This window comes from Paenibacillus sp. 102 (genome assembly GCF_039549175.1).
Lineage (GTDB): Bacteria > Bacillota > Bacilli > Bacillales > Bacillaceae_G > Bacillus_A.
In genome coordinates this window covers 1-25,348 of sequence record NZ_JBCGHT010000010.1, presented here as the reverse complement: position 1 = coordinate 25,348, position 25,348 = coordinate 1, and the positions used below count along the sequence as shown (strand labels likewise).

23 protein-coding genes are annotated in these 25,348 nt (G+C 36.0%); 18 read left to right on the top strand and 5 right to left on the bottom strand.

The window, feature by feature from the left end; all coding sequences use genetic code 11:
- Nucleotides 1-88: 88 nt before the first annotated feature.
- Nucleotides 89-4,327 (top strand): S8 family serine peptidase, encoded by a 4,239-nt coding sequence (locus AAIE21_RS19280; protein ID WP_343268265.1) that lies wholly within the window; start codon nucleotides 89-91, stop codon nucleotides 4,325-4,327.
- Between the two features lie 280 nt (nucleotides 4,328-4,607).
- A complete protein-coding gene (locus AAIE21_RS19275) occupies nucleotides 4,608-5,207 on the top strand; it encodes a TasA family protein (RefSeq protein ID WP_343268264.1) in 600 nt (199 codons plus the stop codon).
- Between the two features lie 127 nt (nucleotides 5,208-5,334).
- Here the strand turns inward: AAIE21_RS19275 and AAIE21_RS19270 are convergent, their stop codons facing one another.
- On the bottom strand, nucleotides 5,335-5,859 hold the full coding sequence (locus AAIE21_RS19270; protein ID WP_343268263.1) for a DUF2812 domain-containing protein: 525 nt from the start codon (nucleotides 5,857-5,859) through the stop codon (nucleotides 5,335-5,337).
- A gap of 1 nt (nucleotide 5,860) precedes the next feature.
- On the bottom strand, nucleotides 5,861-6,175 hold the full coding sequence (locus AAIE21_RS19265) for a PadR family transcriptional regulator (protein ID WP_343268262.1): 315 nt from the start codon (nucleotides 6,173-6,175) through the stop codon (nucleotides 5,861-5,863).
- A 356-nt stretch (nucleotides 6,176-6,531) separates the two neighbouring features.
- On the opposite strand from AAIE21_RS19265, the gene AAIE21_RS19260 reads away from it, so the two are divergent.
- The 10 genes from AAIE21_RS19260 (at nucleotide 6,532) to AAIE21_RS19215 (ending at nucleotide 15,218) form a co-directional block, all read left to right on the top strand.
- Nucleotides 6,532-7,503: a phosphotransferase enzyme family protein gene (locus AAIE21_RS19260; protein WP_343268261.1), complete on the top strand. Its 972-nt coding sequence runs from the start codon at nucleotides 6,532-6,534 to the stop codon at nucleotides 7,501-7,503.
- 161 nt (nucleotides 7,504-7,664) lie between these two features.
- Entirely contained in the window at nucleotides 7,665-9,125 is a 1,461-nt protein-coding gene (locus tag AAIE21_RS19255) for an alanine/glycine:cation symporter family protein (protein ID WP_343268260.1), read from the top strand.
- 138 nt (nucleotides 9,126-9,263) lie between these two features.
- Nucleotides 9,264-10,022: an amino acid ABC transporter ATP-binding protein gene (locus AAIE21_RS19250; protein WP_343268375.1), complete on the top strand. Its 759-nt coding sequence runs from the start codon at nucleotides 9,264-9,266 to the stop codon at nucleotides 10,020-10,022.
- 12 nt (nucleotides 10,023-10,034) lie between these two features.
- A complete protein-coding gene (locus AAIE21_RS19245) occupies nucleotides 10,035-10,871 on the top strand; it encodes a glutamate ABC transporter substrate-binding protein (RefSeq protein ID WP_343268259.1) in 837 nt (278 codons plus the stop codon).
- Between the two features lie 65 nt (nucleotides 10,872-10,936).
- Nucleotides 10,937-11,593, top strand: coding sequence for an amino acid ABC transporter permease (locus AAIE21_RS19240; RefSeq protein ID WP_207993817.1), 657 nt, complete (start codon nucleotides 10,937-10,939; stop codon nucleotides 11,591-11,593).
- Nucleotides 11,594-12,238 carry an amino acid ABC transporter permease gene (locus AAIE21_RS19235; protein ID WP_343268258.1) on the top strand — a complete coding sequence of 215 codons (645 nt, stop codon included), beginning with the start codon at nucleotides 11,594-11,596 and terminating at the stop codon, nucleotides 12,236-12,238.
- A 328-nt stretch (nucleotides 12,239-12,566) separates the two neighbouring features.
- Nucleotides 12,567-13,991, top strand: a complete 1,425-nt coding sequence (locus AAIE21_RS19230) for an amino acid permease (RefSeq protein ID WP_343268257.1) — start codon at nucleotides 12,567-12,569, stop codon at nucleotides 13,989-13,991.
- Nucleotides 13,969-14,349, top strand: a complete 381-nt coding sequence (locus AAIE21_RS19225; RefSeq protein ID WP_343268256.1) for an OsmC family protein — start codon at nucleotides 13,969-13,971, stop codon at nucleotides 14,347-14,349. Before AAIE21_RS19230 ends, AAIE21_RS19225 begins: the two co-directional genes overlap by 23 nt.
- A gap of 89 nt (nucleotides 14,350-14,438) precedes the next feature.
- Entirely contained in the window at nucleotides 14,439-14,885 is a 447-nt protein-coding gene (locus AAIE21_RS19220) for an HIT family protein (protein WP_343268374.1), read from the top strand.
- A gap of 183 nt (nucleotides 14,886-15,068) precedes the next feature.
- The gene (locus tag AAIE21_RS19215) at nucleotides 15,069-15,218 is read left to right on the top strand and encodes a TRADD-N-associated membrane domain-containing protein (protein WP_343268255.1); all 150 of its coding nucleotides are present in this window, start codon (nucleotides 15,069-15,071) and stop codon (nucleotides 15,216-15,218) included.
- A gap of 38 nt (nucleotides 15,219-15,256) precedes the next feature.
- Here AAIE21_RS19215 and AAIE21_RS19210 read toward each other — a convergent pair whose 3' ends face one another.
- Nucleotides 15,257-16,630, bottom strand: coding sequence for a sensor histidine kinase (locus AAIE21_RS19210; RefSeq protein ID WP_343268254.1), 1,374 nt, complete (start codon nucleotides 16,628-16,630; stop codon nucleotides 15,257-15,259).
- Nucleotides 16,627-17,319 carry a response regulator transcription factor gene (locus AAIE21_RS19205; RefSeq protein WP_343268253.1) on the bottom strand — a complete coding sequence of 231 codons (693 nt, stop codon included), beginning with the start codon at nucleotides 17,317-17,319 and terminating at the stop codon, nucleotides 16,627-16,629. Before AAIE21_RS19205 ends, AAIE21_RS19210 begins: the two co-directional genes overlap by 4 nt.
- A gap of 177 nt (nucleotides 17,320-17,496) precedes the next feature.
- Here AAIE21_RS19205 and AAIE21_RS19200 point away from each other — a divergent pair, with 177 nt between their 5' ends.
- The 4 genes from AAIE21_RS19200 (at nucleotide 17,497) to AAIE21_RS19185 (ending at nucleotide 21,331) form a co-directional block, all read left to right on the top strand.
- Nucleotides 17,497-18,747, top strand: a complete 1,251-nt coding sequence (locus AAIE21_RS19200) for a cell wall-binding repeat-containing protein (protein WP_343268252.1) — start codon at nucleotides 17,497-17,499, stop codon at nucleotides 18,745-18,747.
- 154 nt (nucleotides 18,748-18,901) lie between these two features.
- On the top strand, nucleotides 18,902-20,368 hold the full coding sequence (locus tag AAIE21_RS19195) for a SulP family inorganic anion transporter (RefSeq protein WP_343268251.1): 1,467 nt from the start codon (nucleotides 18,902-18,904) through the stop codon (nucleotides 20,366-20,368).
- Between the two features lie 282 nt (nucleotides 20,369-20,650).
- Nucleotides 20,651-21,073 (top strand): universal stress protein, encoded by a 423-nt coding sequence (locus AAIE21_RS19190; protein WP_343268250.1) that lies wholly within the window; start codon nucleotides 20,651-20,653, stop codon nucleotides 21,071-21,073.
- Between the two features lie 132 nt (nucleotides 21,074-21,205).
- On the top strand, nucleotides 21,206-21,331 hold the full coding sequence (locus AAIE21_RS19185) for a DUF4027 family protein (protein WP_343268249.1): 126 nt from the start codon (nucleotides 21,206-21,208) through the stop codon (nucleotides 21,329-21,331).
- A 157-nt stretch (nucleotides 21,332-21,488) separates the two neighbouring features.
- Here AAIE21_RS19185 and glpT read toward each other — a convergent pair whose 3' ends face one another.
- Entirely contained in the window at nucleotides 21,489-22,838 is a 1,350-nt protein-coding gene (gene glpT, locus AAIE21_RS19180; protein ID WP_343268247.1) for a glycerol-3-phosphate transporter, read from the bottom strand.
- Between the two features lie 267 nt (nucleotides 22,839-23,105).
- On the opposite strand from glpT, the gene AAIE21_RS19175 reads away from it, so the two are divergent.
- Nucleotides 23,106-23,564 carry a MarR family winged helix-turn-helix transcriptional regulator gene (locus tag AAIE21_RS19175; protein WP_343268246.1) on the top strand — a complete coding sequence of 153 codons (459 nt, stop codon included), beginning with the start codon at nucleotides 23,106-23,108 and terminating at the stop codon, nucleotides 23,562-23,564.
- A gap of 19 nt (nucleotides 23,565-23,583) precedes the next feature.
- On the top strand, nucleotides 23,584-25,200 hold the full coding sequence (locus tag AAIE21_RS19170; protein ID WP_343268245.1) for an MDR family MFS transporter: 1,617 nt from the start codon (nucleotides 23,584-23,586) through the stop codon (nucleotides 25,198-25,200).
- Nucleotides 25,201-25,348: the final 148 nt, after the last annotated feature.

The window sequence follows — 25,348 nt, the reverse complement described above, 5'->3', positions numbered from 1 at the left end:
AAGATTGATAGAATTGCCAATGCTGAACAAGGTTTTGAGAATCAATTCGTTTCGAAAAAATAACTTTGTAATTATAAGGGGATGCCATATGAAGAAAAGAAAATTTGGAAAGATTCTTATTGGAACGTTGACTGTTGGTATGTTATTGTCTCAAGGAATTCCATATAACGTATTGGCAGAAGAGGTAAATACATCTACTTTAACTGGTATTGATGATGCAAATTCTGTATTGAAAGGACTTACAAAGGAACAACGTAATGCTTTAAAAACATTAGATACAAAACCGGGTTTTGTTATTTCACCAGGTATCAATACAGCAAGTCCTGATAATGTAAATGTAATTGTAGAGTTCAAGCAAGCTCCTGCCAAAATTGAGGTGCTAAAGCAAGCAGCTAAAGGGAAAAAACTAGCTCTTTCTAATGCAGAGCAAAAGGTAGAAGCATCTCATAAAGGATTTAAATCTGAGCTCGAACAGCTTCGAAAAAAGAAAGATAAAGGGGAAAATTTCAAATCCGCCAAAATAACAAGAGAATATAAGAATGCTTTTAATGGTGTGGCAATGACCTTACCTGGGAATATGATTGAAGACTTAGTTCGCACTGGTATCGTTAAGCGCGTATGGGAAGATCAGGAGGTCAAAATTGATCTGCCGAAAGAAACAGCTAAGACTGCTGCCCAGCCAAAAATGGCAGATAGTGTACCACAAATCGGTGTGGACAAGCTTCATGATGAAAAAATAACAGGTAAAGGAATTAAGGTGGGGGTACTAGATACAGGGATCGATTATAACCACCCTGATTTAAAAGATGCATATAAAGGATATCGTGCAACACAAGGGGAAGATCCAACAAAGGTAGATCCAAACTCTATAAAAGGATGGGACTTCGTTAATAACGATGCTGATCCAATGGAAACAACATATAAAGATTGGCAAAATTCTGGAGGTTATCCTGAGATTTATAATGGAAATGCATATTATACATCTCACGGTACTCATGTAGCTGGAACTATTGCTGCAGACAAAAAAAATAACGTAGATTATGCGGTTAAGGGAGTCGCTCCTGATGTAGATTTATATTCGTATCGTGTATTAGGACCATATGGAAGCGGACAAGTAAATGGTATTCTTGCTGCGATTGATAAAGCAGTGAAAGATGATATGGATGTTATCAATTTATCACTAGGTGCAGCTATTAATGATCCTTTATATCCTACTTCTGTGGCAGTGAACAATGCTATGTTAGCTGGTGTTGTCGCAGTTGTAGCGGCAGGAAATAGTGGTCCAGAAGAAGGGACTCTTGGATCACCTAGTGCGGCGGCACTTCCGATTACAGTTGGAGCGAGTGACGCTGCGATGACTATTCCAACGTTTTCTGCTGATGCGGGTGATTTACATGTAGATAAGATGATGCTACTTGGAAAAAGCTTTGCTGATAAGCTTGAGGACTTAAAAGGACAATCCTTATCTGTTGTATATACAGGCCTTGGAAAATCAGATGATTTTTCAGGGAAAGATGTAAAAGGAAAGCTAGCGCTCATCCAGCGCGGTGAGATTACATTTGATGAAAAAATTAAAAATGCTAAGGAAGCAGGCGCGAAAGCTGTAATTGTGTACAACAATGTGGAGGGTGAAATTACAAGTTATCTTGGAGAAAGTACTTCATCTATTCCATCTTTCCGCTTAACAAAAGCAGATGGTGAGAAATTACAAGCAAAAGCTGCCCAAGGAGATGCGTCCTTAGCATTTGGAGAATTGAGTAACACAAAAACAGAGGGAGATCACCTAGCTGATTTCAGTTCACGAGGTCCTGCAAGTAAAACAGATGATATTAAACCAGATATTGTAGCGCCAGGTGTGTCTATTTTCTCTACTGTTCCTGAATATATTAATGATCCAAAGGATGGCGAAAATTATCCGGTAGCGTATGGACGTATGTCGGGTACATCTATGGCAACTCCTCATACTGCGGGGGTAGCAGCATTAATTTTACAAGAACATCCAAACTATAGTCCATTTGAAGTAAAAGAGGCGCTTATGAATACAGCGGTAGATTTAAAAGAAGAGCGCTCCGTATTTGAGGTGGGATCAGGACGAATTGATGCGTATCGTGCAGTTCATACAGATACAGCGATTGAGGTTATCGATAAAACGACAAACGTGGTAAATGATGAAGAAGTAGAAATTGAAGAAAAAACTGGTTCTATTGCATTCGGTTATAAAACGCAATTAGCGAATGGACCAATTAAAGATAAGCGAAATGTTCTTATTAAAAACAACAATAAAACAGAAGAAAAAGAGTTCAAATTAGAAGTAGAGTTTTCACCAACGAGTGTAGGTGTGCAAGATGCAGCGAAGAATGGTGTGAAGCTGAACGTACAAGATTCTATTAAAGTAGCTCCTGGTGCATCAGGGGAAATTAGTCCTGAAATTATCATTCCAGAAAACGCAGAATTCGGTAGATATGAAGGGTATATTCATATTTCAAATAAAAATAATGAAAAAGAAGTATATCAAGTGCCATTCGCAGTTAAATTCACAGAAAAAGGGATTGCATCTGTAGATTTGCTTAGAGATGCAATGGCGACAGATACATCTAACTTCCATCCATTTATGGGAAGACCGAGCTCACCGTTGACATTTAAATTAAATAGTCCAATTGAAACCATTGATGCAGTTGTGAAGGATCGAAAAACAGGAAAGGCGTTAGGAATTGTTGGCACACTTAATGCTAGTAGTCTAACACCGAATACTGAATATATCATGTTCGATGGTATGGGAGGATACGTGTTCCCGTTTACAGGAGATCCGAATCATCCAATTGGAGATAAACGAGTTACGCTACCTGATGGAGATTACCAACTGGATTTCGTTGGATATGATAAAGAAGGAAAACCTTATACAAAAGGAGATAGCGTAATTATTGATAATGTCAAACCTGAAGTGAAGTTTGCTGATGTACAACCTGGTGTTCATGAGGTAAATGAATCTATGTTCACAGAAGAAGATGGTCAAAGGGCATTGTGGGTCCATGGTAATATTTATGATTCTACGATAGATGCATTAAAGGCAAAAGGCCTTCAGTATGACCAAAAGGCTAATGAAATTGTATATTACCAAAACTCTGCCTTTCCGTCAGGTTGGTTGAATACAATTCAAGCCAATGGTGATTTTAAATTTGGCGTACTTCCAGAGGAAATAAATGAACCGCTTAATTTAAGATTATTTGGATATGACCTTGCAACTGCAGCGAATATGGCGAATGGATTTAAAGATTACGTCTTTGTCAAAGAAGGAACAGAATACGCTGTTCCAAGCTATGATAAAGATAAAATAAAATTAGGAGAAAAAATTACGTTAACTTTAAATCTCAATAATGTGAAACAACTTATGGCAGGTACATTTGAGATCCCTTATAGTAAACAGCTATTTAAATTTACAGATGTGAAACCAAATCCAGCGCTTACGGAATATGCAAAACAGCATGGATTGAATATCAAGTTAGAAGATCCGGTGATAAATGAAGAAGGAGCTTGGGAAAATAAAGTAAAAGTTGGTGCATCTGTAGAAGGAGCGGAATTTAAGGGGTTAGATGGAGATACACCATTTTTAGATGTTACATTCGAGATGACGAGCGATGAATATTATAGTGATTTAACTGCATTCGGAGCGGATAAATTCTCTTATATAAAAGCTGGTGCATCAGAAGGTGTTGAGATTCCTATTTTTAAAGAAAAAGCCTTTTCGATTATTGCAAAGCATTCAACGGTTACAGGGTATATTGGTCCGGAAGCATTCTTGAATGAAGAGGGATATCTAAATAAGAAAGACTACACAAAACTAGGAGCAAAAGTGTACGTGGTTGGCAAGGATGGAAAGAAATACACTGGAAAGATTGATGATAACGGCCAATTTGAAATTCACAATGTTCCTGTGAGCGATAAAGAATACGATATTTTTGTAGAAATGCCGGGTCATTTAAACAGTAAATTAACAACAAAAATAGGTAAAACGCAGGATGGGGAATTAGTAGGTCAATATTTTAGAGCTTATATGGATGATAACCTTGCAGGTGATGTAAACGGCGATAAAATGGTGGATATTCAAGATGCTAGAATAGCAGCTCTATCATATGAAAAAGGAAAAACTGTTAAAGATGGTGACATCAATCAAGACGGTGTTGTGAACGAAACAGATATTCGTTTTATCGAGAAGAACTTCTTGAAAAAAGGTCCAGATGCTAAAGAAAATCAAAAACCAAAAGAAAATGTGGGACCAGTGACGTTAGAGAAAATCTTACGCTCGATTGGATTAGAACCGAAAAAATAAGTAGGTATAATTTGGGAGTACGGCATGCTATTAAACAACTATTATAAAATCAATACGGATGTGCTTCCATGACTATTGAAGACCGGTAATGCTTCACTGTAACGTTACCGGTTTTTCTTAAAGTAGTTCAATAGTGAAATGTGTTTTGGTAATTGAATTTCTACATTAAGTAATTAGAATTGATTAGTTTTCAACATGGGACAAGTTACTTGTTTATTATGTTTCGTGGAATTGATACGTTATCTATAATTTGAATTTTAAAAATAGGGGGATTATTGAAATGGGTCTTAAGAAAAAGCTTGGTATGAGTGCTATGACTGCGGTTCTTGGTTTATCTTTAATTGGGGGAGGAACGTATGCGTATTTCAGTGATAAAGAAGTGTCAAATAACACGTTTGCAGCTGGTACTTTAGACTTGAGTGTTGATCCTAAAGTTGTTATTGATGTAGATAATCTTAAACCAGGTGACGAAATGGAGCGTGGGTTTCAACTAGTTAACAAAGGTACATTAGCGATAGGAGATGTGAAGCTTCTTACTGATTACACTGTAATTGATGCTAAAGGAGATAATGGAAATACTGATTTTGGGGATCATATCCGCGTTGATTTCTTGTGGAACTTGGACAAAAATACAGTACCTGTATGGTCTACTACATTATCTGAATTGAAGGAAGCTACACAAAATGGAAATATTCCTGATCTTGTGCAAAAAGGTATTGTAGATCGAGAAGAAAACGGACTTGCTCCTGGTGATGATGACACTTTTTATGTAATGTTCACGTTTGTAGATAATGGTGAAGATCAAAATGTATTCCAGGGAGATGCATTGAATTTGAATTGGACATTTAATTCGATGCAAACAGAAGGTGAAGAGAAGTAAATGAATGTGTGAGCCAAAAATAAAATCTGATTAAAAGAATCCCTTATATTTTGAACAAAGATTGATCGAAATATAAGGGATTTATAAATTACGGCTTCTTTATAGATTTAGAAATTTGTTTTCTATACTATTTTGTTCGAAACGAATGGTAGTAGGTCGCCATTAATGTCATTAACATTGGAACAGTAATGACAAGTGAACATAAAAAAATTGTTGAAAATATTGTACTTAATAACCCTGAACTTACCGAATGAACTATATAGCTTACAATAAGCAGAGCCATACTAATTGCGACTGTTAATAGAACTGGTTTTCTAAGGTTTTTTATTTTTTCCTGCTTTGTTTCTTTATCTGTATAAATTGGTTTCGTACCAGGTTTTGCTTTAAATAGGTGCATAGTATAACTCGAGCAAATATATTCCCAACCTGCCAGTTCAAACATTTCGATATATTCTTCTAGTTCGTTTTCTGCTAATTCTCTTATATCAAGATTAAAAATAACATCTTCAGCAACACCTTTTTCCAATTCATATCCCATTTTTTTGAAGCGTTTCACAATCCAGCCTTTTGTGGCATACTTTCTTAGCTTTTGTAAGTCTTTTCTTTCTGAAAAAGCAATTCCATTTGACATTATGTATTTTGTTTTCCCCATTTTAGTTCTCCCCTTTTAATCCACTTTCAGCGAAATCAACCATCGTTTTACGTCTCAAAATATCTTGTTTCAACACTTCTCTACCTTTATCTGTTAAAACATATACTTTTCTACGTGAATTTGAATCATCAAATAATTCAATGTAAGATTCGGTTATTAACTTTTTAATAATTGTGTACAGTGATGCAGGTCCAATTACTACTTGACCTTCTGTTAATTCTTCAATCAAACTCATCACTGCATAGCCATGCCTTGGTTTTGTGAATCCTGCCATAATATAAAATACAGAATCAGTTAACTGCTCTAATGATTTCATTTTCTCCCTACCCTCTTTATATCACTTTATGATATATCTGAAAATAATATATCATAAAGTGATATAAATGACAATAAGAAGATGGAGTGAATATTGAATTTTATCCCATATTTAAAGGATATTATTGTAAAATTTAGTTTAAATTAATATTTAGGCATAGGTTTCTTATTTTACAGAATGCCGAGAGGTTCTGAAGGATTTCCCAACCCCCTGAACAAAAAAGGTTGATGTGATAATCAATCTTTTTGTTTTTAGATCCCTTCTATTTATAAAAATTAGCTCGTTCATTCTATTCATAGCAGTACTTTTCACGTTTATGGCGAATTAAATAAGGGATACATAAAGGGGGATTAAATATGGAAATAGCTGTAGAGAGAGTTTTCACCAATGAAATTTTGGAAGAAGCGGCAAACTTATTTAACGTTACAGTGGAGAAAAATCCGCTTGGAGATTTTGAAAACTATATTTTTCATGCAAAGGATGAAAAAGGCGCATCTTACGTATTAAGATTAACGCACTCTTCTCATCGATCTGAAAAACAAGTAGAAGCAGAATTAGATTTTTTACAGTATCTTGGGGAGCATGGAGCTAAGGTTGCTAGACCATATTATTCAAAATCTAGAAAACTTGTAGAAGGGATACAAGCAGTAGACGGCACCTTCTTTTATACTTCTCTTTTCTTATATGCAAAAGGAGAAAGAGTAAAAGATTCAACATCAATTTATTGGGGAGATGATTTTTTTGAAGCGTGGGGAAAAGCGATTGGCCAACTTCATCGTCTTACAATAAGTTATCCTAAAACAGAATATCGTGATACATGGGAGATAGAAGAGAAAGCGATTATTGATCAGTTAGAGGATAAACAAGTAAAAAAGATTGCATACGCATTAATTGATAAAATAAAGATGCTTCCAATAGAAGAGGGAACTTTTGGCCTTATACATGGTGATATTCATCAAGGGAATTTTCATTATGATGGTAAAGAATTGACAATTTTTGATTTTGATGATGCTACGTATAACTACTTTAGTCACGATTTGGCGATGGTTATCTATTATTCTGTTCTTTCAAACACATGGACTGAACAAGAAAAAACATTGTTTGCACGTAGCCAACTACAAGTATTACGAAAAGGATACGAATCAGAACATCAATTAGAGGAAATGTGGTATGAATCACTACCATTATTTTTACGCCTACGTGATATCGGTTTGTATGGTACGATTCAGAAAAAGTTCAAAGGAAAAGAAATGCCAGTATACTTTCAAAAATTAGCAGATTCACTTTATGTAAGGATTATAAAGCAGGAAGCCATTGTGAATATATAATACACATGCAACGTAACAAAGTATATATCTTGAATATATACTTTGTTTTTTTATACAAAAATATGTTTGTTTTATCAAAATAATATTGTCATAGACTTTAGATGCCTTTATAATTTTATATATTCTGAATATTCTTTATAAAGAGAGGGAGGGGAAATAGATTGGAAGCTTTCGTTACTTGGCTAAACAATATTGTATGGAGTCCCGCACTTGTTTATTTATGTTTAGGAGTAGGTTTATATTTTTCAATACGAACGAGATTTTTACAAGTTAGGCATGTAGGGGAGATGGTGAAGCTTACATTTCAAGGAGAAAAATCAGAAGCGGGTGTTTCTTCATTCCAAGCGTTAGCACTTTCATTATCTGGGCGCGTCGGAACAGGAAATATCGCCGGCGTTGCAACAGCTATTGCTTTTGGCGGCCCGGGAGCTGTGTTTTGGATGTGGGCGGTAGCTTTTTTAGGAGCAGGATCTGCTTATGTGGAATCAACACTTGCTCAAATATATAAAACGAAGCACCAAGGTCAATTTCGTGGTGGCCCAGCTTATTACATTGAAAAGGGTTTAGGTGTTAAATGGTACGCTCTTGTGTTTGTTGCAGCGACAATTCTTGCAACAGGGATGTTACTTCCAGGTGTTCAGGCAAATAGTATCGCCTTGAGTTTGGAAACGGCTTTTGGTATTAATACTTCTGTCTCAGGAGCAGTATTAGTCGTAGTGTTAGCACTTATTATTTTTGGGGGGGTTAAGCGCATTGTTAACGTAGCGCAAGTTGTTGTACCGTTTATGGCGGTTGGATATATACTTGTTGCTTGCGTAATTGTGTTTATGAATATTGAAAAGTTGCCTGAAGCATTTATGTTAATTATAAAAAGTGCATTTGCATTAGAAGCGGCTTTTGGAGGGATTATCGGTTTAGCCATTTCTTGGGGAGTAAAACGTGGTATTTATTCAAATGAAGCTGGTCAAGGAACTGGGGCACATGCTGCTGCTGCTGCGGAAGTATCGCATCCAGCAAAGCAAGGCCTTGTGCAAGCATTTTCCGTTTACATTGATACATTATTTGTTTGTTCAGCAACAGCGTTTATGATGATTATTACAGGCATGTATAACGTATTTGATGCAAGCGGAAAAAACTTCATTGTAAACAAATTGAATGGTGCAGAACCGGGGCCAGGGTATACACAATCAGCAGTAGAATCTGTATTCCCTGGATTTGGAAACGGTTTCGTTGCGATTTCTCTATTATTCTTCGCTTTTACAACAATTATGGCGTATTACTACATTGCAGAAACGAATATTGCCTATTTAAATCGTGATAAAGATCGTCCATGGATGTCGCTTGTTTTAAAAATTGTTTTCTTAGGTGTTGTATTCTACGGCTGTGTAAAAACAGCGGCAACAGCTTGGGCTCTTGGAGATATCGGGGTAGGGATTATGGCATGGGTTAACATTATTGCGATTTTACTCTTACAGAAGCCAGCACTCCTTGCATTAAAGGATTATGAAAAACAGAAAAAAGAGGGGAAAGATCCTGTATTTGATCCAACAGAGTTAGGAATCAAAAATGCTGACTTCTGGGAGTATGAATACAGAAAAGATAAGAAAGAAGAAGTGTCATAATCGAGTATTTGTAAAACAATAACGGCAGTATATCTGTCCGTTATTGTTCAAATAATGGGTATTTCTATTTGCATGGCCGAATAAAATTTGAATCAGGTAAGCCTCACTTTATTAAGAATTGGGCCAAGTTTAAATAAGATGGAAATAGAGGAGAAAGGGGGAAAAAGATTGATTGCTTTTCGTAATGTAAATAAGTTTTATGGTAGCTTTCAAGTCTTAAAAAATATTAACTTACAAGTTCAAAAAGGAGAAGTAGTTGTAATTGTGGGACCATCAGGATCTGGAAAAAGTACATTATTGCGCTGCATTAATCAATTGGAGACAATTACAGAAGGAGAATTGGTTGTGCAAGATGTGGAAGTACATAATCCGAAAACAGATATGAATGGATTACGCCGGAATATTGGGATGGTATTTCAGCATTTTTATTTATATCCACATAAAACAGTACTTCAAAATATTACACTTGCACCGATAAAAGTAAGTAATGTCTCAAAAGAAGAAGCAGAAAAAACAGCAAAGTACTATTTAGAAAAAGTAGGAATTCCAGAGAAGGCGAATGTGTATCCGCAGCAATTATCTGGAGGGCAACAACAACGGGTAGCAATTGCAAGGGGATTAGCAATGAAACCAGAAATTATGTTATTTGATGAACCAACTTCTGCACTTGATCCAGAGATGATAGGAGAAGTGCTTGATGTAATGAAAACTTTAGCAAAAGAAGGAATGACGATGGTTGTCGTGACTCATGAGATGGGATTTGCACGTGAAGTAGCAGATCGCATCATATTCATGGATGAAGGACAAATCATTGAAGATACAAAACCAGTAGACTTTTTTGCAAATCCAGAGCAAGAGAGAGCACGATTGTTCTTAAGTAGGGTGTTAAATCATTAGAGGAGGGATTTTATGTTAAAAGCGAAAAAATTGTTTATTTTCATTGTATTTTCATGTTTATTTACTCTTATCATAGCAGGTTGCGGGAATAAGCAGGAAACGTCCAAAGAAGTATCTAAAGAATCTTCTGGTGGAAATGTAGTAGAGAAAATTAAAAAACGTGGAAAACTAGTGGTTGGGGTTAAGAATGATACAAACTTATTTGGATTGAAAGACCCTGCAACAGGGAAGGTAGAGGGGTTTGATGTTGATATAGCAAAAGCACTTGCGAAAAAAATTCTAGGTGATGAAAGTAAATTAGAATTAAAAGAAGTGACTTCTAAAACGCGTATTCCGATGTTGAAAAACGGTGATATTGATGCGATTATCGCAACGATGACAATTACAGAAGAGCGTAAAAAAGAAGTTGATTTTTCAGATGTATATTTTAAAGCGGGGCAGTCGTTACTTGTGAAAAAAGGAAGCAAGATTAAGAGTATTGATGATGTAAAAAGTGGTGTGAAGGTATTGGCGGTAAAAGGGTCAACTTCTACACAAAATGTTCGTAAAAAGTCACCAGAAGCAACAGTACTAGAATTTGAAAATTATAGCGAAGCATTTACAGCATTAAAAGCAGGAAAAGGTGATGTTCTTACAACTGATAATGCCATTTTATACGGTATGGCAAAGCAAGATGCAAATTATCAAGTTGTTGGAAAAATCTTTACAGATGAGCCGTACGGAATTGCTGTTCAAAAAGGAGGAACAGATTTAACAAAGGCAATTAATGATTTGTTAAAAGACATGAAAGCAAATGGAGAGTACGATAAATTATATGAAAAATGGATTGGTGAAAAGCCAGAGAAGTAAAGTATAGAAAGAGTAAGAGGATGAGAGATACTCATCCTCTTCTTGTAAAGAAAGAGGGGGAGCATTTGCCGGATTTTTCTATTCTTACAAACAATCTTGATTTGTATTTAGAAGGGTTTAAATATACAGTGATGTCTAGTATTGTCGCACTGATTGGGAGTTTCATTCTTGGCATTATTATGGCAGTGATGCGAATTGCACCCATTCGAGTCTTGAATTGGTTTGGCGCAGCTTATGTAGAGTTTGTTAGAAATATTCCGCTCGTTTTAATTGCATTTGTATTTTATTTTGCTTTTCCGGTAATGGGCGTTACATTAAATGGATTTGTTGCTGGTACGGCTGCACTTACAGTTTATACAGCAGCATTTATTGCAGAAGCAATTCGAGCTGGAATCTTGTCAGTTCCGAAAGGACAGATGGAAGCTGCGCGTTCTTCTGGCTTAACGTACGTGCAAGCTATGTATTATGTCGTTTTACCACAAGCTATTAAAATAGTAATTCCACCATTAGGTAATCAATTTCTTAATTTGGTAAAAAACTCCTCTATTCTTGGCATTATTGCTGGAGCAGATTTGATGTATCAAGGGGATTTAATTTCAACAAGAACATTTGTTACATTTGATGTATATATATTTGTTGGCATGTTTTATTTACTGTTAACTGTACCGCTTAGCATGCTTGTGCGTTACTTTGAGAAACGCTTAGCGAAAGGAGCGGTGTAAATGGACTTTCGAGGTGCTTATACAGGCGATCATGTTCTATTTTTATTAAAAGGACTACTTGTTACGTTAGAAATAGCTGTTATAGCAATTTTGCTTAGTTTTATTATTGGTAGTGTAGTCGGGACGCTACGCTATACAAAAATACCAGTCATATCACAGTTACTAGCTTTTATCGTTGAAATTATTCGTAATTTACCACTACTTTTAATTATTTTCTTTACGTATTTCGCACTCCCAGAAGCTGGACTGAAATTAGAGATTACCACGGCAGCTATTGTTGCTTTAACGATATTTGAAGCAGCGATGATATCAGAAATTGTGCGAAGTGGCTTATTATCGATTGAAAAAGGACAAATTGAAGCAGCGCGTGCCTCTGGACTATCATACGTACAAACACTTTGGCATATTATTTTACCACAAGCATTGAGACGCATGGTGCCACCACTTGTTAGTCAATTTATCTCTTTATTAAAAGATACGTCACTAGCGGTTGTTATTTCCTTGCCAGAACTCATGCATAACGCTCAAATTATTAATGGACAAAACGTAAACTATATGATTCCTACATTACTACTTGTTGCTTGTATGTATTTTGTTGTTAACTACAGTTTATCGCTTGTGTCTAGGAAATTGGAAAGCCGTTAACTCTTACATGGAATAGGATGTAAGAGTTTTTTTATGTTGTTTTACATATATAAATGGCGTAAAGTCTTTCCTTTTAGGTGGGTGAGAGCATCCGAGGTTAGATCCTCTTCCTGCTCTACGTCAATTAAAAACGGAGAAAACTTCTTCATAGTAGTGATTTGGAAGATATTTGTTTTTTTAGTAGTGTAATTGTCAGATAGATAAAAAAATATGATATTTTATCAGAAAAGTTTTAATTTTATATAGAAATTGTAACCGCTTTCGTGTATATTTTTATTATCAGAAAATTTTAAAAAGAGATAGAGGGTTTTTATAGGGGAGGATTACGATGCAGCAAACAACGAACGAGAAATTACATCGTACGATGAAGAGTAGACATTTATTTATGATTGCACTTGGAGGTGTAATCGGAACAGGCTTTTTTCTTGGATCAGGATATACCATTAACCAAGCAGGACCAGGGGGAGCGATTCTTTCTTATTTAGTCGGTGGATTTATTATGTATTTAACAATGCTTTGCCTTGGGGAGCTAACGGTAGCGATGCCAGTTTCAGGTTCCTTCCAAAAATATGCGACGAAGTTTATTGGTCCTGGAACAGGATTTATGATCGGTTGGTTATATTGGCTTGGCTGGGCGGTTACAGTTGGTTTAGAGTTAACATCTATCGGTTTAATGATGAAAAGATGGTTTCCACATGTCGATGTCTGGGTATGGTGTCTTGTATTTGGGGTGATTTTATATATGTCAAATGCTATCTCAGCAAAGAGTTATGCTGAATTAGAATTTTGGTTCTCAAGTATTAAAGTTATTACGATTATCGCATTTGTTGTTCTTGGTGGTAGTGCATTATTTGGATTTTTACCGTATGACGGAAAAGAAGCAGCACCTCTTTTTTCTAACTTTGTAAGCGATGGTGGGCTGTTCCCGAACGGACTTGCTGCGGTACTTCTTACGATGATTACAGTTAACTTTTCGTTCCAAGGTACAGAGCTAATTGGAATTGCAGCAGGGGAGAGCCAAGAGCCGGAAAAAACAATCCCGCGTGCAATTCGTAATACAGTATGGCGCATTATGTTGTTCTTTATTTTAACAATGACGATTTTAGTAGGTTTAATTTCATGGAAAGACGCAGGAGTTATTGAAAGTCCATTCGTTGTTGTATTCGATAAAATAGGTATTCCATATGCAGCAGATATTATGAACTTTGTTATTATTACTGCATTATTATCTGTAGCAAATTCAGGATTATATGCAGCAACTCGTATATTATGGTCACTTGCAAATGAAGGAATGGCACCGGCTTCTTTCAAAAAAGTAAATAAACGTGGTATTCCGATTACAGCATTAGTAGTTACAATTGCAGTAGCAGCATTATCTTTACTAACAAGCTTTTTGGCAGAAGATACAGTATATATGTACTTATTATCTATTGCTGGCTTATCGGCTGTTTCAAGTTGGATTATCATTGCATTGTCACAACTTCGCTTTAGAAGCCAGTACATAAAGGGTGGCGGGAAATTAGAAGACTTAAAATATAGAACACCGCTATATCCAATTGTTCCAATTTTAGCGTTAATTACAAATAGTATTGTTGTGATTAGTTTAGCGTTTATTCCAGAACAACGTATGGCACTTTATTGCGGCATTCCATTTATCATTTTCTGCTACGTGTATTATTATATAAATAGAAAGCGGCAGCAAATTACGAAAGTGGAGATGGGAACAACATATGAAACTAACAATCAAGCATGATGATATTGAAGCAGAATTTTCAAATGGTCAATTGTCTATCGGGAAAGAAAGTGGACATACACCGTTAGAATTACTGGTTTCCTCTATTGCAGGATGCAGTGCAATTGTATTTCGGACAATTTTAGAAAAGAAGCGTATTACATATGATACGTTTACAATTGAAACTGAAATTGGAAGAAGTGAAGTTTTACCGAGGCCGGTAGAAAGTCTTCATTTGCACTATAAAATAACAGCAGAGGGGATTACACAAGTACAGTTAGAAAAAGCGTTAGAACTTGCGGTGAAGAATTGTACGATTGCTCAATCTGTGAAAGATAGTATAAAAATTACGGAAACAGTTGAATTAATTGGCTCATAAGCTTTTGCGAGAGTAAGATCATAGAGATTTTACTCTCGCATTTTTATTTTTTGTTATGCTTAAAAAGGGGTGGTTAGATGAATCGCAATATTGAATGTCTAGGATGTAAATTAGCAAATCATGAGGAGTTTGTATACCAGATATATGAAAATGATTATGTGACTTGTTTTTTGGATCATGCTCCATTTAACATAGGACATACTTTAATCGTTCCAAAGAAACACTTTCTAGAATTGGATGAGCTGGATACGGATACTCAAAATGCGATTATGGATGCGTCTAAACTTATTTCAAAGGCTATTAAGTTAATCTATAAACCGGATGGAATTACAATTTGTCAAAATGGTGGTATCTTTAATGAATTAACGCATTATCATATGCATGTTGTACCAAGATTTAAAGAACAATCATTTGCTGAATTTTATATGGAACAGTCGATGGATAGTGAAGATAAGAATTATAATTTTGAAGAGACGAGGAAATTGTTAAAAGAAGCGATAGAGTGGCAAGTTGAAAAAATCTGTAGTGTCGAATGAATTGGGCAATCAATTCCCTGGCATGAAAAATTCTAAAAACAACAGCGTCAGCAAAATCAATAACGTGGGTTTGGAATAGATAGTTTGCTTCCAGTACCAGTAGCGTATAGTTAGGAAAAGGGCAGAGAATAAAGATTTACTGAATGGGAGTGATGTTGCATGCCCAAAAAAGGAATAATTATGATGTTAGTCGGGTTAATTATGTTGATGGTTGGTATTGGTTTATCACTAAATTCAGTAGTTTTAGGAATGATTTTAAGTATAGTAGGCGGTACTCTTACAGGAATTAGTTCGCATTTTTTTATTCAACAAAAGAAGCGATATAGCAAATAGTATGTAAAAAAGCTTAAGAGCATTTCTCTTAAGCTTTTTTACATACTGATTGGCAATGAAATAGTAAAGCAAGATCCACGATTTATTTCACTTGTAACAGTAATTGCTCCGCCATGTAGTTCGACTATTTCTTTGACAATGGCGAGTCCTAATCCAGTGCCGCCAGTAGAACGAGATCTTGCTTTATCAACGCGATAAAATCGTTCGAAAATATGTGGGATATCTCCTTCTGGAATTCCTTCTCCTGTATCTTGAATTGAGAGTTTAATGTGTGTTTTATACTCTGTAACAGAAATTATAATTCGAGAATATTCAGGTGAGTGTGTATACGCATTATTTAAAATATTGATGATCACTTGTTCAAACCTTTGTTCATCAAGAGCTATAGAAAGTGAAGAAGGGCATGTTGAAGAAACATTGATGTGCTTTGCTTCATACATTATATTCACTTTCGTAACAATTCGAGAAAGAAAAGTTTGTAAGTGTACTTCCTTTGTTTGAATAGAAAAGTTATGCTTTTCCATTTGTGCGAGTAAAAATAAGTCTTGTACTAAATTTGTAATGTAATCAGCTTCATCTTTTATAATTGATAAATATTTTTGGCGCTGCTCAGGAAGCGTGCCATTTTTCATGGCGATATCCGCGTACCCTCTTACATAAGTTAGGGGTGTTCTTAGTTCATGGGCGACACTTGCTAGAAATTCACTGCGCTCTTTTTTCATATAATGTAAATCATTCGCAAGTGTTTGAATAGACTGTGCAAGTTCACCAATTTCATCATTTCGAGTACTCGTTAAAGAGACGGATAAATCACCATGACTCATTTTTTCAGTAGCATGCTTCATACGAAGAAGCGGTTTGGTTAACAGACGTGATAGAAGAAATATTGTAATGACTGTTAAAATAAATGTAATGACACCAGCAACAAGAAATTGTTTTGTAAGACCTGCAATCATTTGTTTAATAGAACTTGTGCCGAGAAACATATAAACATAACCTTGTATTTTTCCTTCTATTATTATTGGGCTAACTGTGCATATATAATTAGATGTTTTCCAGTGGTTTTCTATGATTGTTCCGTTATGATCTGAACTTGTTATCATTTCGACAATGTGTCTTTTTATAGTGGAATCTATATCATTAGATTTTGCTAATATTTCTTTATGAGCGTTTGTAATAACAACCTTTGTTTCAGCTTCTGACTCCATTAAAGCGACATGAGAGATTGTTTGGGAATCGAAATGTTTTTCAAGTACATCTCGGTGGCTATTTCCTCGCTTTAATAATGCTGTCATTTCTTCATTTACTCTCGTATTGACAAGGCTGTAATGGAGCAGTGCAAACAGGACGGTTTCGATTAAAAGCGTAACAATTAAAAAATAAAATCCGAGTTGAACAGAAATTCGTTTCATCGCGTAGCTCCTTGATTTTCAGTGTCCATCCATCGATAGCCAACACCATACACGGTTTTTAAATGTTCATCAATTGGAAAATTATTCTTTCGCAATTTATCACGTAAATTACGAATATGGGAGTCCACTGTGCGATCCTCTGTATTTGTATCTAGCCCCCAAATTCGCTCAATAAGCTGATCGCGGCTCAGTACATAGTTTACGTGACGTAAAAATAATCCAAGTAAAGAGAATTCAATTGGTGTAAGCAAAACCTCTTGTCCATGAACGGAAATAAAGTGCTTTGCTTCATCCCACAAAATCCCTCTATATTTTAGTTGCTCATGCTGATTGCTACGTCGCAATACAGCTTCAATTCGTGCTAACAGTTCATCTTCATGAAAAGGTTTTGTTATATAATCATCAGCCCCAATTTTTAAACCTTGAACAACATCTATCGTTTGATCACGAGCGGTTACCATAATGATAGGAACGTTACTAAATGAACGGATCCTTTTACATATTTCCCATCCATCCATTTTTGGCATCATAATATCGAGAAGAACAAACTTAAAACTTTGATTTTCTATATAGGAAATAGCTTCTTGTCCTGAATTCGCAGAAATGCAGTTATATCCTCTAGGAGTAAGATAAAGGGTTAACAATTCTAACATTCTTGGTTCATCATCTACGAGTAGGATATCAATCATAGAATACCTCCGTATTTGTATTCGTTATATAAAGTGTAATGCAAAATCATCAAGAAATGGTGCAGATTATCATGCATCTGCATAATTTCTTCAGAATTGCTTGTTATCTTATAGTTGAAATTTATATTTTAGGTAAAGAATGTAGGCTCAAACGATAAAAATGGGGAGGCGTTTTTTTTGAAAAAAACAGCTCGGATTTTGAGTGTAACAATAGTTGCTGCGCTTGGATTAGCAGCGTGTGGTCAAACGAATACAGAAACAAAGAAAAACGAAGAAGTAAAAGAAAAAAAGAATGAGAATCAAAAAGATATGAAAATGAATCATGAAGCGATGGCGCCGAAAGAAATGAATGCAAATGCATCTAGTGATGTAGTAACAACAAGTTTAAAAAATATAACAAGATTAAACACAAATGACCCTGTTCAAATGGCAGTATTAACATCACAAACGATATGGCCAGCAACTCATAAAGAAAATCAGCCAGGAGCAGTGATTTTGGTGCCAGCTAATCAGTGGCAACTTGGAATTGCTAGTGCAGATCTTATCCACCATCCAAACAATGGACCTATTTTATTTATGAATAAAGAAAATATTCCAGAGGCGACGTTAAAAGAAATTAAACGATTAAATCCGCTTGGAACAAAAGAGGGAACGCAAATTATGGTGATGGGGGATGTAGAACCTTCTACATTAGATCAATTAAAAGAATATAAAGTAAAACAAATAAAAGAAACAGATCCAGCTGTATTTGCGAAAAATGTTGATAAAGAATATGCGGATATAACAGGAAAGTATCCGGAAAGCGTCATTATTGGTTCTTCTGAAGAAGAAGGACGTTTATATACAACACCTGCTGTGAACTGGATTGCTCATATGCCAGAATCTCTTTTATATGTAATAAAAGATAAGGTACCAGAGGCTACAATTGAGGCATTAAAAGCAAGAAAAGGTAAGGCGAATATATATGTTTTAGGGCCAGAAATAATCATTTCAAAAGAGGTAGAAGAGCAGTTAAGTAAGCATGGTAAAGTAACACGCATTAGTGGAGAGACTCCAACTGAAAACTCTATCGCCTTTGCAAAGTTTAAAGATGAAAAAACAAAATTTGGTTGGGGATTCAAAAAACCAGGGCATGGAGTGTCCTTTGTTTCAACAGAAACGCCTGATTTAGCAATTGCTGGGGCGCCATTCTCGCATATGGGGAAACACGCACCGGTTCTGTTATTAGGTAAAGGAAAGGTTTCACAACCAGTGTATGATTTATTGGCAACAATCCAGCCAAAGTTTAAGGATGATCCAACATTAGGACCATATAATCATGGTTTTTTATTAGGGAATACGGAGGATATTTCGTTTGAAACACAAGGAATACTGGACGAGAAGTTAGAGATTGTTCAAGAAAATGGTGGGGGACATGGTGGACATTAAATAAAAAGGCGCTGCGTGAGCAGCGTCTTTTTATATTTGGGAAACTTTTTCATAGCAGAAAATCTGACATTTATTATATAATAGCTCTCGTGCAGTCGGTCCGATTTTCTTATGGAGGAAATCAAAAGAATAAGACGAATAGAGGGGTGTTATTTTGTTACAAACAGTAAAAACTGAATGGTTTTCCAATGTGAAAGGTGATGTACTCTCAGGAATGGTCGTTGCATTAGCATTAATTCCTGAAGCGATTGCCTTTTCCGTTATTGCAGGTGTAGATCCAATGGTTGGACTATACGCTGCATTTTGTATTGCTGTAACAATTTCGTTTGTGGGCGGAAGACCGGGAATGATTTCTGCGGCAACAGGTGCGATGGCATTGTTGATGGTGACAATTGTAAAAGATCATGGACTCCAGTATTTGTTTGCTACAACGATTTTAACGGGTATTGTTCAAATTATCTTTGGAGTGTTAAAGCTAAGTTCATTCATGAAATTTATTCCGCGTTCTGTTATGAGTGGATTTGTAAATTCGTTAGGGATTTTAGTTTTTACAGCACAATTGCCACACTTTAAAGGTGCAAACTGGCAAATGTATGCGTTAGTAGCATTAGGACTCGCAATTATTTATCTATTTCCACGTATTACAACAGCAGTGCCTTCTACGCTTATTGCTATTATTGTTGTGACAAGTATTGCGTTATTAGGAGGTTTTCAGTTACGTACAGTTGGTGATATGGGCAGTTTACCAACTGAATTACCGTTTTTCAGTATTCCAGATGTGCCATTTACGTTAGAAACATTAGCTATTATTTTACCGTATTCGATTATGTTAGCTGTTATAGGTTTACTAGAATCACTATTAACAGCATCTCTTTTAGATGATATGACAGATACATCAAGTAATAAGCATAAAGAGGCACGTGGACAAGGAATTTCGAATATTGTTGCTGGTTTCTTTGGTGGAATGGCAGGGTGTGCGATGATCGGACAATCTATTATTAATATGAAATCAGGTGGTCGAGGTCGCTTATCCACATTTGTAGCGGGTGGATTTTTAATTGTATTGCTCTTCGTTCTTGGTGACTATGTTGTTCATATTCCAATTGCGGCATTAGTTGCGATTATGATTATGGTTTCTATTGGAACATTCGATTGGAATTCTGTATTTACTCTTCATAAAGTTCCAAAAGGTGACGCGTTTGTTATGATTGTAACGGTTGCAATTGTTCTTGTAACACATAATTTAGGGCTCGGTGTGATTATCGGTACGGTAATAAGTGCCGTATTATTTGCAGCAAATATGGCAAAGATTCACGTGAAACATTCTTCTGTTGGAGAGAAAAAGATATATACTGTTCAGGGACAACTTTTCTTTGCATCTACTACAGCATTTATAAATGCGTTTCAGTTCAAAGAAGATGTAAAAGAAGTAGAAATTGATTTTACACACGCCCATGTATGGGATGATTCAGCTGTAGCAGCAGTTGATAAAGTTGCTATGAAGTATGAGAAAAATAATGTGAAAGTAAATATAGTTGGACTAAATGAGCGCAGTTTACAACTTGTTAAGAAACTAGCTACTTACAAACAGAAAGAAGCAGCGAATAAAGTTGCTATATAAATCCAAATGAAAACACCGACACACCCCTTTCTTTTTAGGTGGGAGAGAGGATCTGGCCATGCATAGAAGCGGTCAGATCCTCTTTCCTCTTCCTGCCCCATACCAAGTGAAGACAGAGAGAGAAAACGAGTGTAGGTTACCTTTTGTTTTTCCTAGCAGCGACTTATATACCTGCAAATCAAAATGAATTTATCTAGCTAGTTATGAATCTCCCTTTCGAATGAACGAAAGGGAGGTTTTTGTACTATAATACGAGTATGACTACGAAAGGGGTTTCGGCATATGTACAAGCAAATTATACTAGCATGTGATGGTTCAGAACACGCAATGCGCGCAGCAAAGCATGCAACGCACATCGCTACATTAAGTAAGGAAATAAACGTTGAAGTTGTATACGTAGTAGATAATAGAACGGCAAAATCAGATATTATACAGGGACAAACAAATATAGAAACAATTTCAGCTAGTCGAAAAGATAGATTAAAAGAAATTGAAACTTTATTACAACGAGAAGGAGTTTCTTATAAAATTACGATTTTACATGGTGATCCAGGCGATACACTGATTCAATACGTAAATACAGGAGACATTGATCTCGTAATTGTAGGGAGCAGGGGATTAAATACATTGCAAGAAATGGTGCTTGGTAGCGTGAGTCATAAAATAGCAAAACGAGTGAAATGCCCGGTGATGATTGTGAAGTAACAGACAGCAGAAATGTTGTCTGTTTTTTATAGGATTAAATCTTACAATTTTGTAAGACAGTTGTTAGCGAAATCGATGTTATAAAATTGCCTCCATGGATAAAATAAAGATATCAAATACATACATGAGAGGATGAAAGAAATGAAAGGATTTCAAAATCTGTCATATAGTCAAGGAGTAAGTCTTATTTGTTTAGGGGGCTTTGCTACTTCAGTGATATTGGCGATTGCTGTGAAAATGTTTCAGCAAATGTTTTAATAAAAGTAATGTTGTAAATAGAAGGGAAATGATTGTTATAGTTTGCCATGTAATATCATTAGACAGAAATAAAAAATAGCTCTTAGCATTAAGGTATATGCTAAGAGCTATTTTATTTCTTTACTTCATCATAGAAGTTTTTAAGAAAAAGACTCGTTTAAGCTTGCTGTGATTTTGATGATCCTGTATTTAAAGTTAGAGCAAGGAAGACAATCGCAAGCACACAAGATGCAAGTAATAGAATGAAACCACCGTTCCAGCCGAAAGCATCTACAATAAAGCCCATTGCCGCACTAGCAAATGCAGCACCACCAAGATAACCGAAGAAACCTGTTAAACCAGCAGCCGTTCCGGCAGCTTTCTTTGGTGCTAAGTCAAGGGCATGTAATCCAATTAACATAACTGGTCCATAAATTAAGAAACCAATTGCAACAAGCGCGATGCTGTCAATGATTGGATGACCAGCTGGATTTAACCAATAAACAAGAACGGCAATGAATACACCAACCATAAATAAAATACCAGCAGGTGCACGGCGTCCCTTAAAGAGTTTATCACTCATCCATCCACAAAGGAGTGTACCTGGAATACCAGCAAATTCGTATAAGGCGTATGCTGTACGAGAGCTACTATGAGTAAAGCTTTTTTCTTCTACTAAATAAGTGGGTGCCCAGTCTACAACGCCGTAGCGTACGAAATATACGAATACGTTAGCGATAGCGATGTACCATAAAAATTTATTGTTTAATACATACGTGAATAAAATTTCCTTTACTGAAAGCTCACGTTCACGATCTTCTACTTTTTCACCTGAAGGATATTCTCCTTTATATTCCTCAATAGGTGGTAATCCACAAGATTGTGGTGTATCGCGCATTACAATTAATACATAGATCCCAACTAAAATTGCAAAAATACCTGGGAAGTAGAAAGTACTTTGCCAGCTACCAGCAAATAAGAATAGCCCTAGTGTTACAAGTGGTCCCATAAGTCCACCGCCAACATTGTGGGCAACGTTCCAAATGGACATTTTTGTACCGCGTTCACTAATAGAGAACCAATGAACCATTGTGCGACCACATGGAGGCCAGCCCATACCTTGTACCCAGCCATTTAAAAATTGAAGAACAAACATAAGTAAAATACTTGTTGTAATAAATGAGAACGAACCAAAAATAATATTAATGATACCGGATAAAAATAGCCCTGCTGCTAAGAAATAGCGGGGGTTACAACGATCGGATACAATCCCCATTATAAATTTACTTAAGCCATATGCAATGGATACGGCAGAAAGGATAACCCCAAGTTCTCCTTTACTAAATCCTTGTTCAACAAGATAAGGCATTGCGAGTGAAAAGTTTTTGCGAACAAGATAGTAACCTGCATAACCAATGAAAATTCCTAAAAACACTTGCAAGCGCAGTTTGCGGTATTCGCTATCAACACGATCAGCAGGCAAGCGATCTGTATGTGGCGCAGGTTTAAATAAATTAGTTAAAAACATCGCCTAAAATCCTCCTCTATTATTGTAAGCATTTAACACCATGGCAAACAAAAAAGACCATGAAATATAGAAAGGTGTTCTTTCCATGTTCCATAGTCGTATACTCTAATTCTCCATGACCTTCGCTATTAACTTCGTCACAAAGTATACAACTTTGTGACAAAATTGTAAACGTTTTTATGAAATAAAATTATTGACGAAATTAATTATAAGGTTTAATATTTAAAAACGTTAAATATTTATTTGTTTAAATAAGAGGTGGATAACATGCAAAATGATATGACTCATATTGATAAAATTCAAGCTCTAGCATTTTCGATAGGAAAGAAAATGCAAACGGAGTTACTAGAACAAATGCAAAAATCAGGACTTACACCACCGCAATTTTATATTTTAAAAATTTTAGATCATTACGGTGCAGCAAGAGCTACAGAGCTGGCGAAAAAAATGTACGTGAAACCAAGTGCAATTACAGTGATGATTGATCGTTTAATTGATCAAGAATTGGTGCTTCGCTATCACGACAAAGATGATCGCCGTGTTGTTATCATTGAGTTAACGAAGAAGGGGAAAGCTACATTAGAAGAGGCAATGGCTGCTCGTAATCAGCATATTGCAAAGTATTTCTCACAATTAGAATTACAAGAGCGAGAAGATTTATTACGTTTATTTGAAAAGTTAGAAATGATTATTTGCAAATCATCTGAGAATCAAGAGACAAACTAAAGAGAATAGAGGAGATTACATGGAACAACAAGACAATCAAAATAGACAGCTGTTGTTAATCGGTCTAGTCATTGCGATGGTATTCGCTGCATTAGACGGAACAATTGTCGGTACAGCGATGCCTCGCATTGTTGGGGAATTAGGCGGATTAAGCTTAATGACATGGTTAACAACAGCATATATGCTAACGTCAACGACAGTTGTACCAATTGCAGGGAAGTTAGCTGACTTATTAGGACGTCGTAACGTGTATATAACAGGATTAGTTATTTTCATGGTTGGTTCAGCCCTTTGTGGTATGGCAAACGGTATGACCGAGTTAATTATTTTCCGCGGTATTCAAGGCCTTGGTGGCGGTATTATGATGCCAATGGCAATGATTATTATCGGGGATATGTTTACAGGAAAAGAACGTGCGAAATGGCAAGGGATTTTCGGAGCTCTTTATGGTCTTGCATCTGTAATTGGACCGCAAGTAGGTGGTTGGATTGTTGATGCTGTGAACTGGAGATGGGTATTCTACATTAACTTACCAGTTGGTATTTTAGCGACAATCTTTATTGCAATGGGATTAAAATCACATAAACAAACAGGACCAATTAAAATTGATATTGCTGGTATTTTCACAATGATTCTCGGTGTTGTAAGTTTATTACTTGCATTAACATTCGGCGGGAAAGACTATGCTTGGGATTCTTGGCAAATCATTGGATTATTTGCACTTGCTATCATTGGTATCGTAAGCTTCGTTATTATTGAAACGAAGGCAGAAGAGCCAATTTTACCAATGCATTTCTTTAAGAACCGTACATTTACACTATTGAATGCGATTGGTTTCTTTATGAGTATTGGAATGTTTGGAGCAATTATGTTCGTACCATTCTTTATGCAAGGGATTGTCGGCGTAAGTGCTGCTGAATCTGGAACAATTATGACACCAATGATGATTACAATGATTGTGATGAGTATTATCGGTGGTCAGCTCGTATTAAAGGTTGGCGTGAAACCACAAATTATTACAGGGATGCTCATTATGGCTGGTGGTTTTTGGCTGCTAACGACAATGGATATGCATACAAGTAAGCTCGTTGCAACTTCTTATATGAGTATTATCGGTTTAGGAATGGGGCTTGTAATGCCAACATTAACATTAGCATTACAAGAAAGTTTTCCAAAAAAAGATCTTGGCGTTGTAACATCTTCTAGTCAATTCTTCCGTCAAATCGGGGGAACATTCGGGATTACGATTTTAGGCTCTATTATGAATAATACTTCAGGTACAACATTAACAAATAAATTAGTGCCTGTCTTAAATACATTCCCAGCAGAAGCAGGGCAGATGGTAACGAAGTTTAAAGATATGATTCATACAGATCCGCAAGGTCTATATTCAATGCTGTTTAGTCCAGAAGCGTTAAAACAAATGCCAGAAGCATTCTCTAATAGCATTGTACCTATTTTAAAAACATCGTTAGTAGATTCACTTCATAGCGTATTCCTAACAGGATTAGTCTTTATTGTGGTCGGTGCCGTATTTACGATTTTCTTGCAGAAAATCAAGCTTTCTGATCGTAAAAAAGGTGCAGAAGAGTCTGCTGTGGTAGAAGAAAAAGATACAAATGTATCTTACTCATAATGAGAAAAAAGCATCGCCATAATGAACTGCACCCCAATTGTTAGACACAGTCTAACAATTGGAGGTGTAGTTTTTTATGACGAAATACTCTTTAGAAACCAAGTTATCTGCCGTTGCCGATTATCTTAACAGTGTAGAATCCTTTAAA

What these genes read in the sequence shown, in the direction of transcription:
- AAIE21_RS19215 (WP_343268255.1), top strand. Translation starts at nt 15,069, where the DNA reads ATGTTAGTCGGGTTAATTATGTTGATGGTTGGTATTGGTTTATCACTA.
- AAIE21_RS19250 (WP_343268375.1), top strand. Translation starts at nt 9,264, where the DNA reads ATGGAAATAGAGGAGAAAGGGGGAAAAAGATTGATTGCTTTTCGTAAT.
- glpT (WP_343268247.1), bottom strand. Translation starts at nt 22,838, where the DNA reads ATGTTTTTAACTAATTTATTTAAACCTGCGCCACATACAGATCGCTTG.
- AAIE21_RS19175 (WP_343268246.1), top strand. Translation starts at nt 23,106, where the DNA reads ATGCAAAATGATATGACTCATATTGATAAAATTCAAGCTCTAGCATTT.
- AAIE21_RS19170 (WP_343268245.1), top strand. Translation starts at nt 23,584, where the DNA reads ATGGAACAACAAGACAATCAAAATAGACAGCTGTTGTTAATCGGTCTA.
- AAIE21_RS19190 (WP_343268250.1), top strand. Translation starts at nt 20,651, where the DNA reads ATGTACAAGCAAATTATACTAGCATGTGATGGTTCAGAACACGCAATG.
- AAIE21_RS19260 (WP_343268261.1), top strand. Translation starts at nt 6,532, where the DNA reads ATGGAAATAGCTGTAGAGAGAGTTTTCACCAATGAAATTTTGGAAGAA.
- AAIE21_RS19225 (WP_343268256.1), top strand. Translation starts at nt 13,969, where the DNA reads ATGAAACTAACAATCAAGCATGATGATATTGAAGCAGAATTTTCAAAT.
- AAIE21_RS19265 (WP_343268262.1), bottom strand. Translation starts at nt 6,175, where the DNA reads ATGAAATCATTAGAGCAGTTAACTGATTCTGTATTTTATATTATGGCA.
- AAIE21_RS19275 (WP_343268264.1), top strand. Translation starts at nt 4,608, where the DNA reads ATGGGTCTTAAGAAAAAGCTTGGTATGAGTGCTATGACTGCGGTTCTT.
- AAIE21_RS19210 (WP_343268254.1), bottom strand. Translation starts at nt 16,630, where the DNA reads ATGAAACGAATTTCTGTTCAACTCGGATTTTATTTTTTAATTGTTACG.
- AAIE21_RS19235 (WP_343268258.1), top strand. Translation starts at nt 11,594, where the DNA reads ATGGACTTTCGAGGTGCTTATACAGGCGATCATGTTCTATTTTTATTA.
- AAIE21_RS19205 (WP_343268253.1), bottom strand. Translation starts at nt 17,319, where the DNA reads ATGATTGATATCCTACTCGTAGATGATGAACCAAGAATGTTAGAATTG.
- AAIE21_RS19230 (WP_343268257.1), top strand. Translation starts at nt 12,567, where the DNA reads ATGCAGCAAACAACGAACGAGAAATTACATCGTACGATGAAGAGTAGA.
- AAIE21_RS19270 (WP_343268263.1), bottom strand. Translation starts at nt 5,859, where the DNA reads ATGGGGAAAACAAAATACATAATGTCAAATGGAATTGCTTTTTCAGAA.
- AAIE21_RS19185 (WP_343268249.1), top strand. Translation starts at nt 21,206, where the DNA reads ATGAAAGAAATGAAAGGATTTCAAAATCTGTCATATAGTCAAGGAGTA.
- AAIE21_RS19245 (WP_343268259.1), top strand. Translation starts at nt 10,035, where the DNA reads ATGTTAAAAGCGAAAAAATTGTTTATTTTCATTGTATTTTCATGTTTA.
- AAIE21_RS19280 (WP_343268265.1), top strand. Translation starts at nt 89, where the DNA reads ATGAAGAAAAGAAAATTTGGAAAGATTCTTATTGGAACGTTGACTGTT.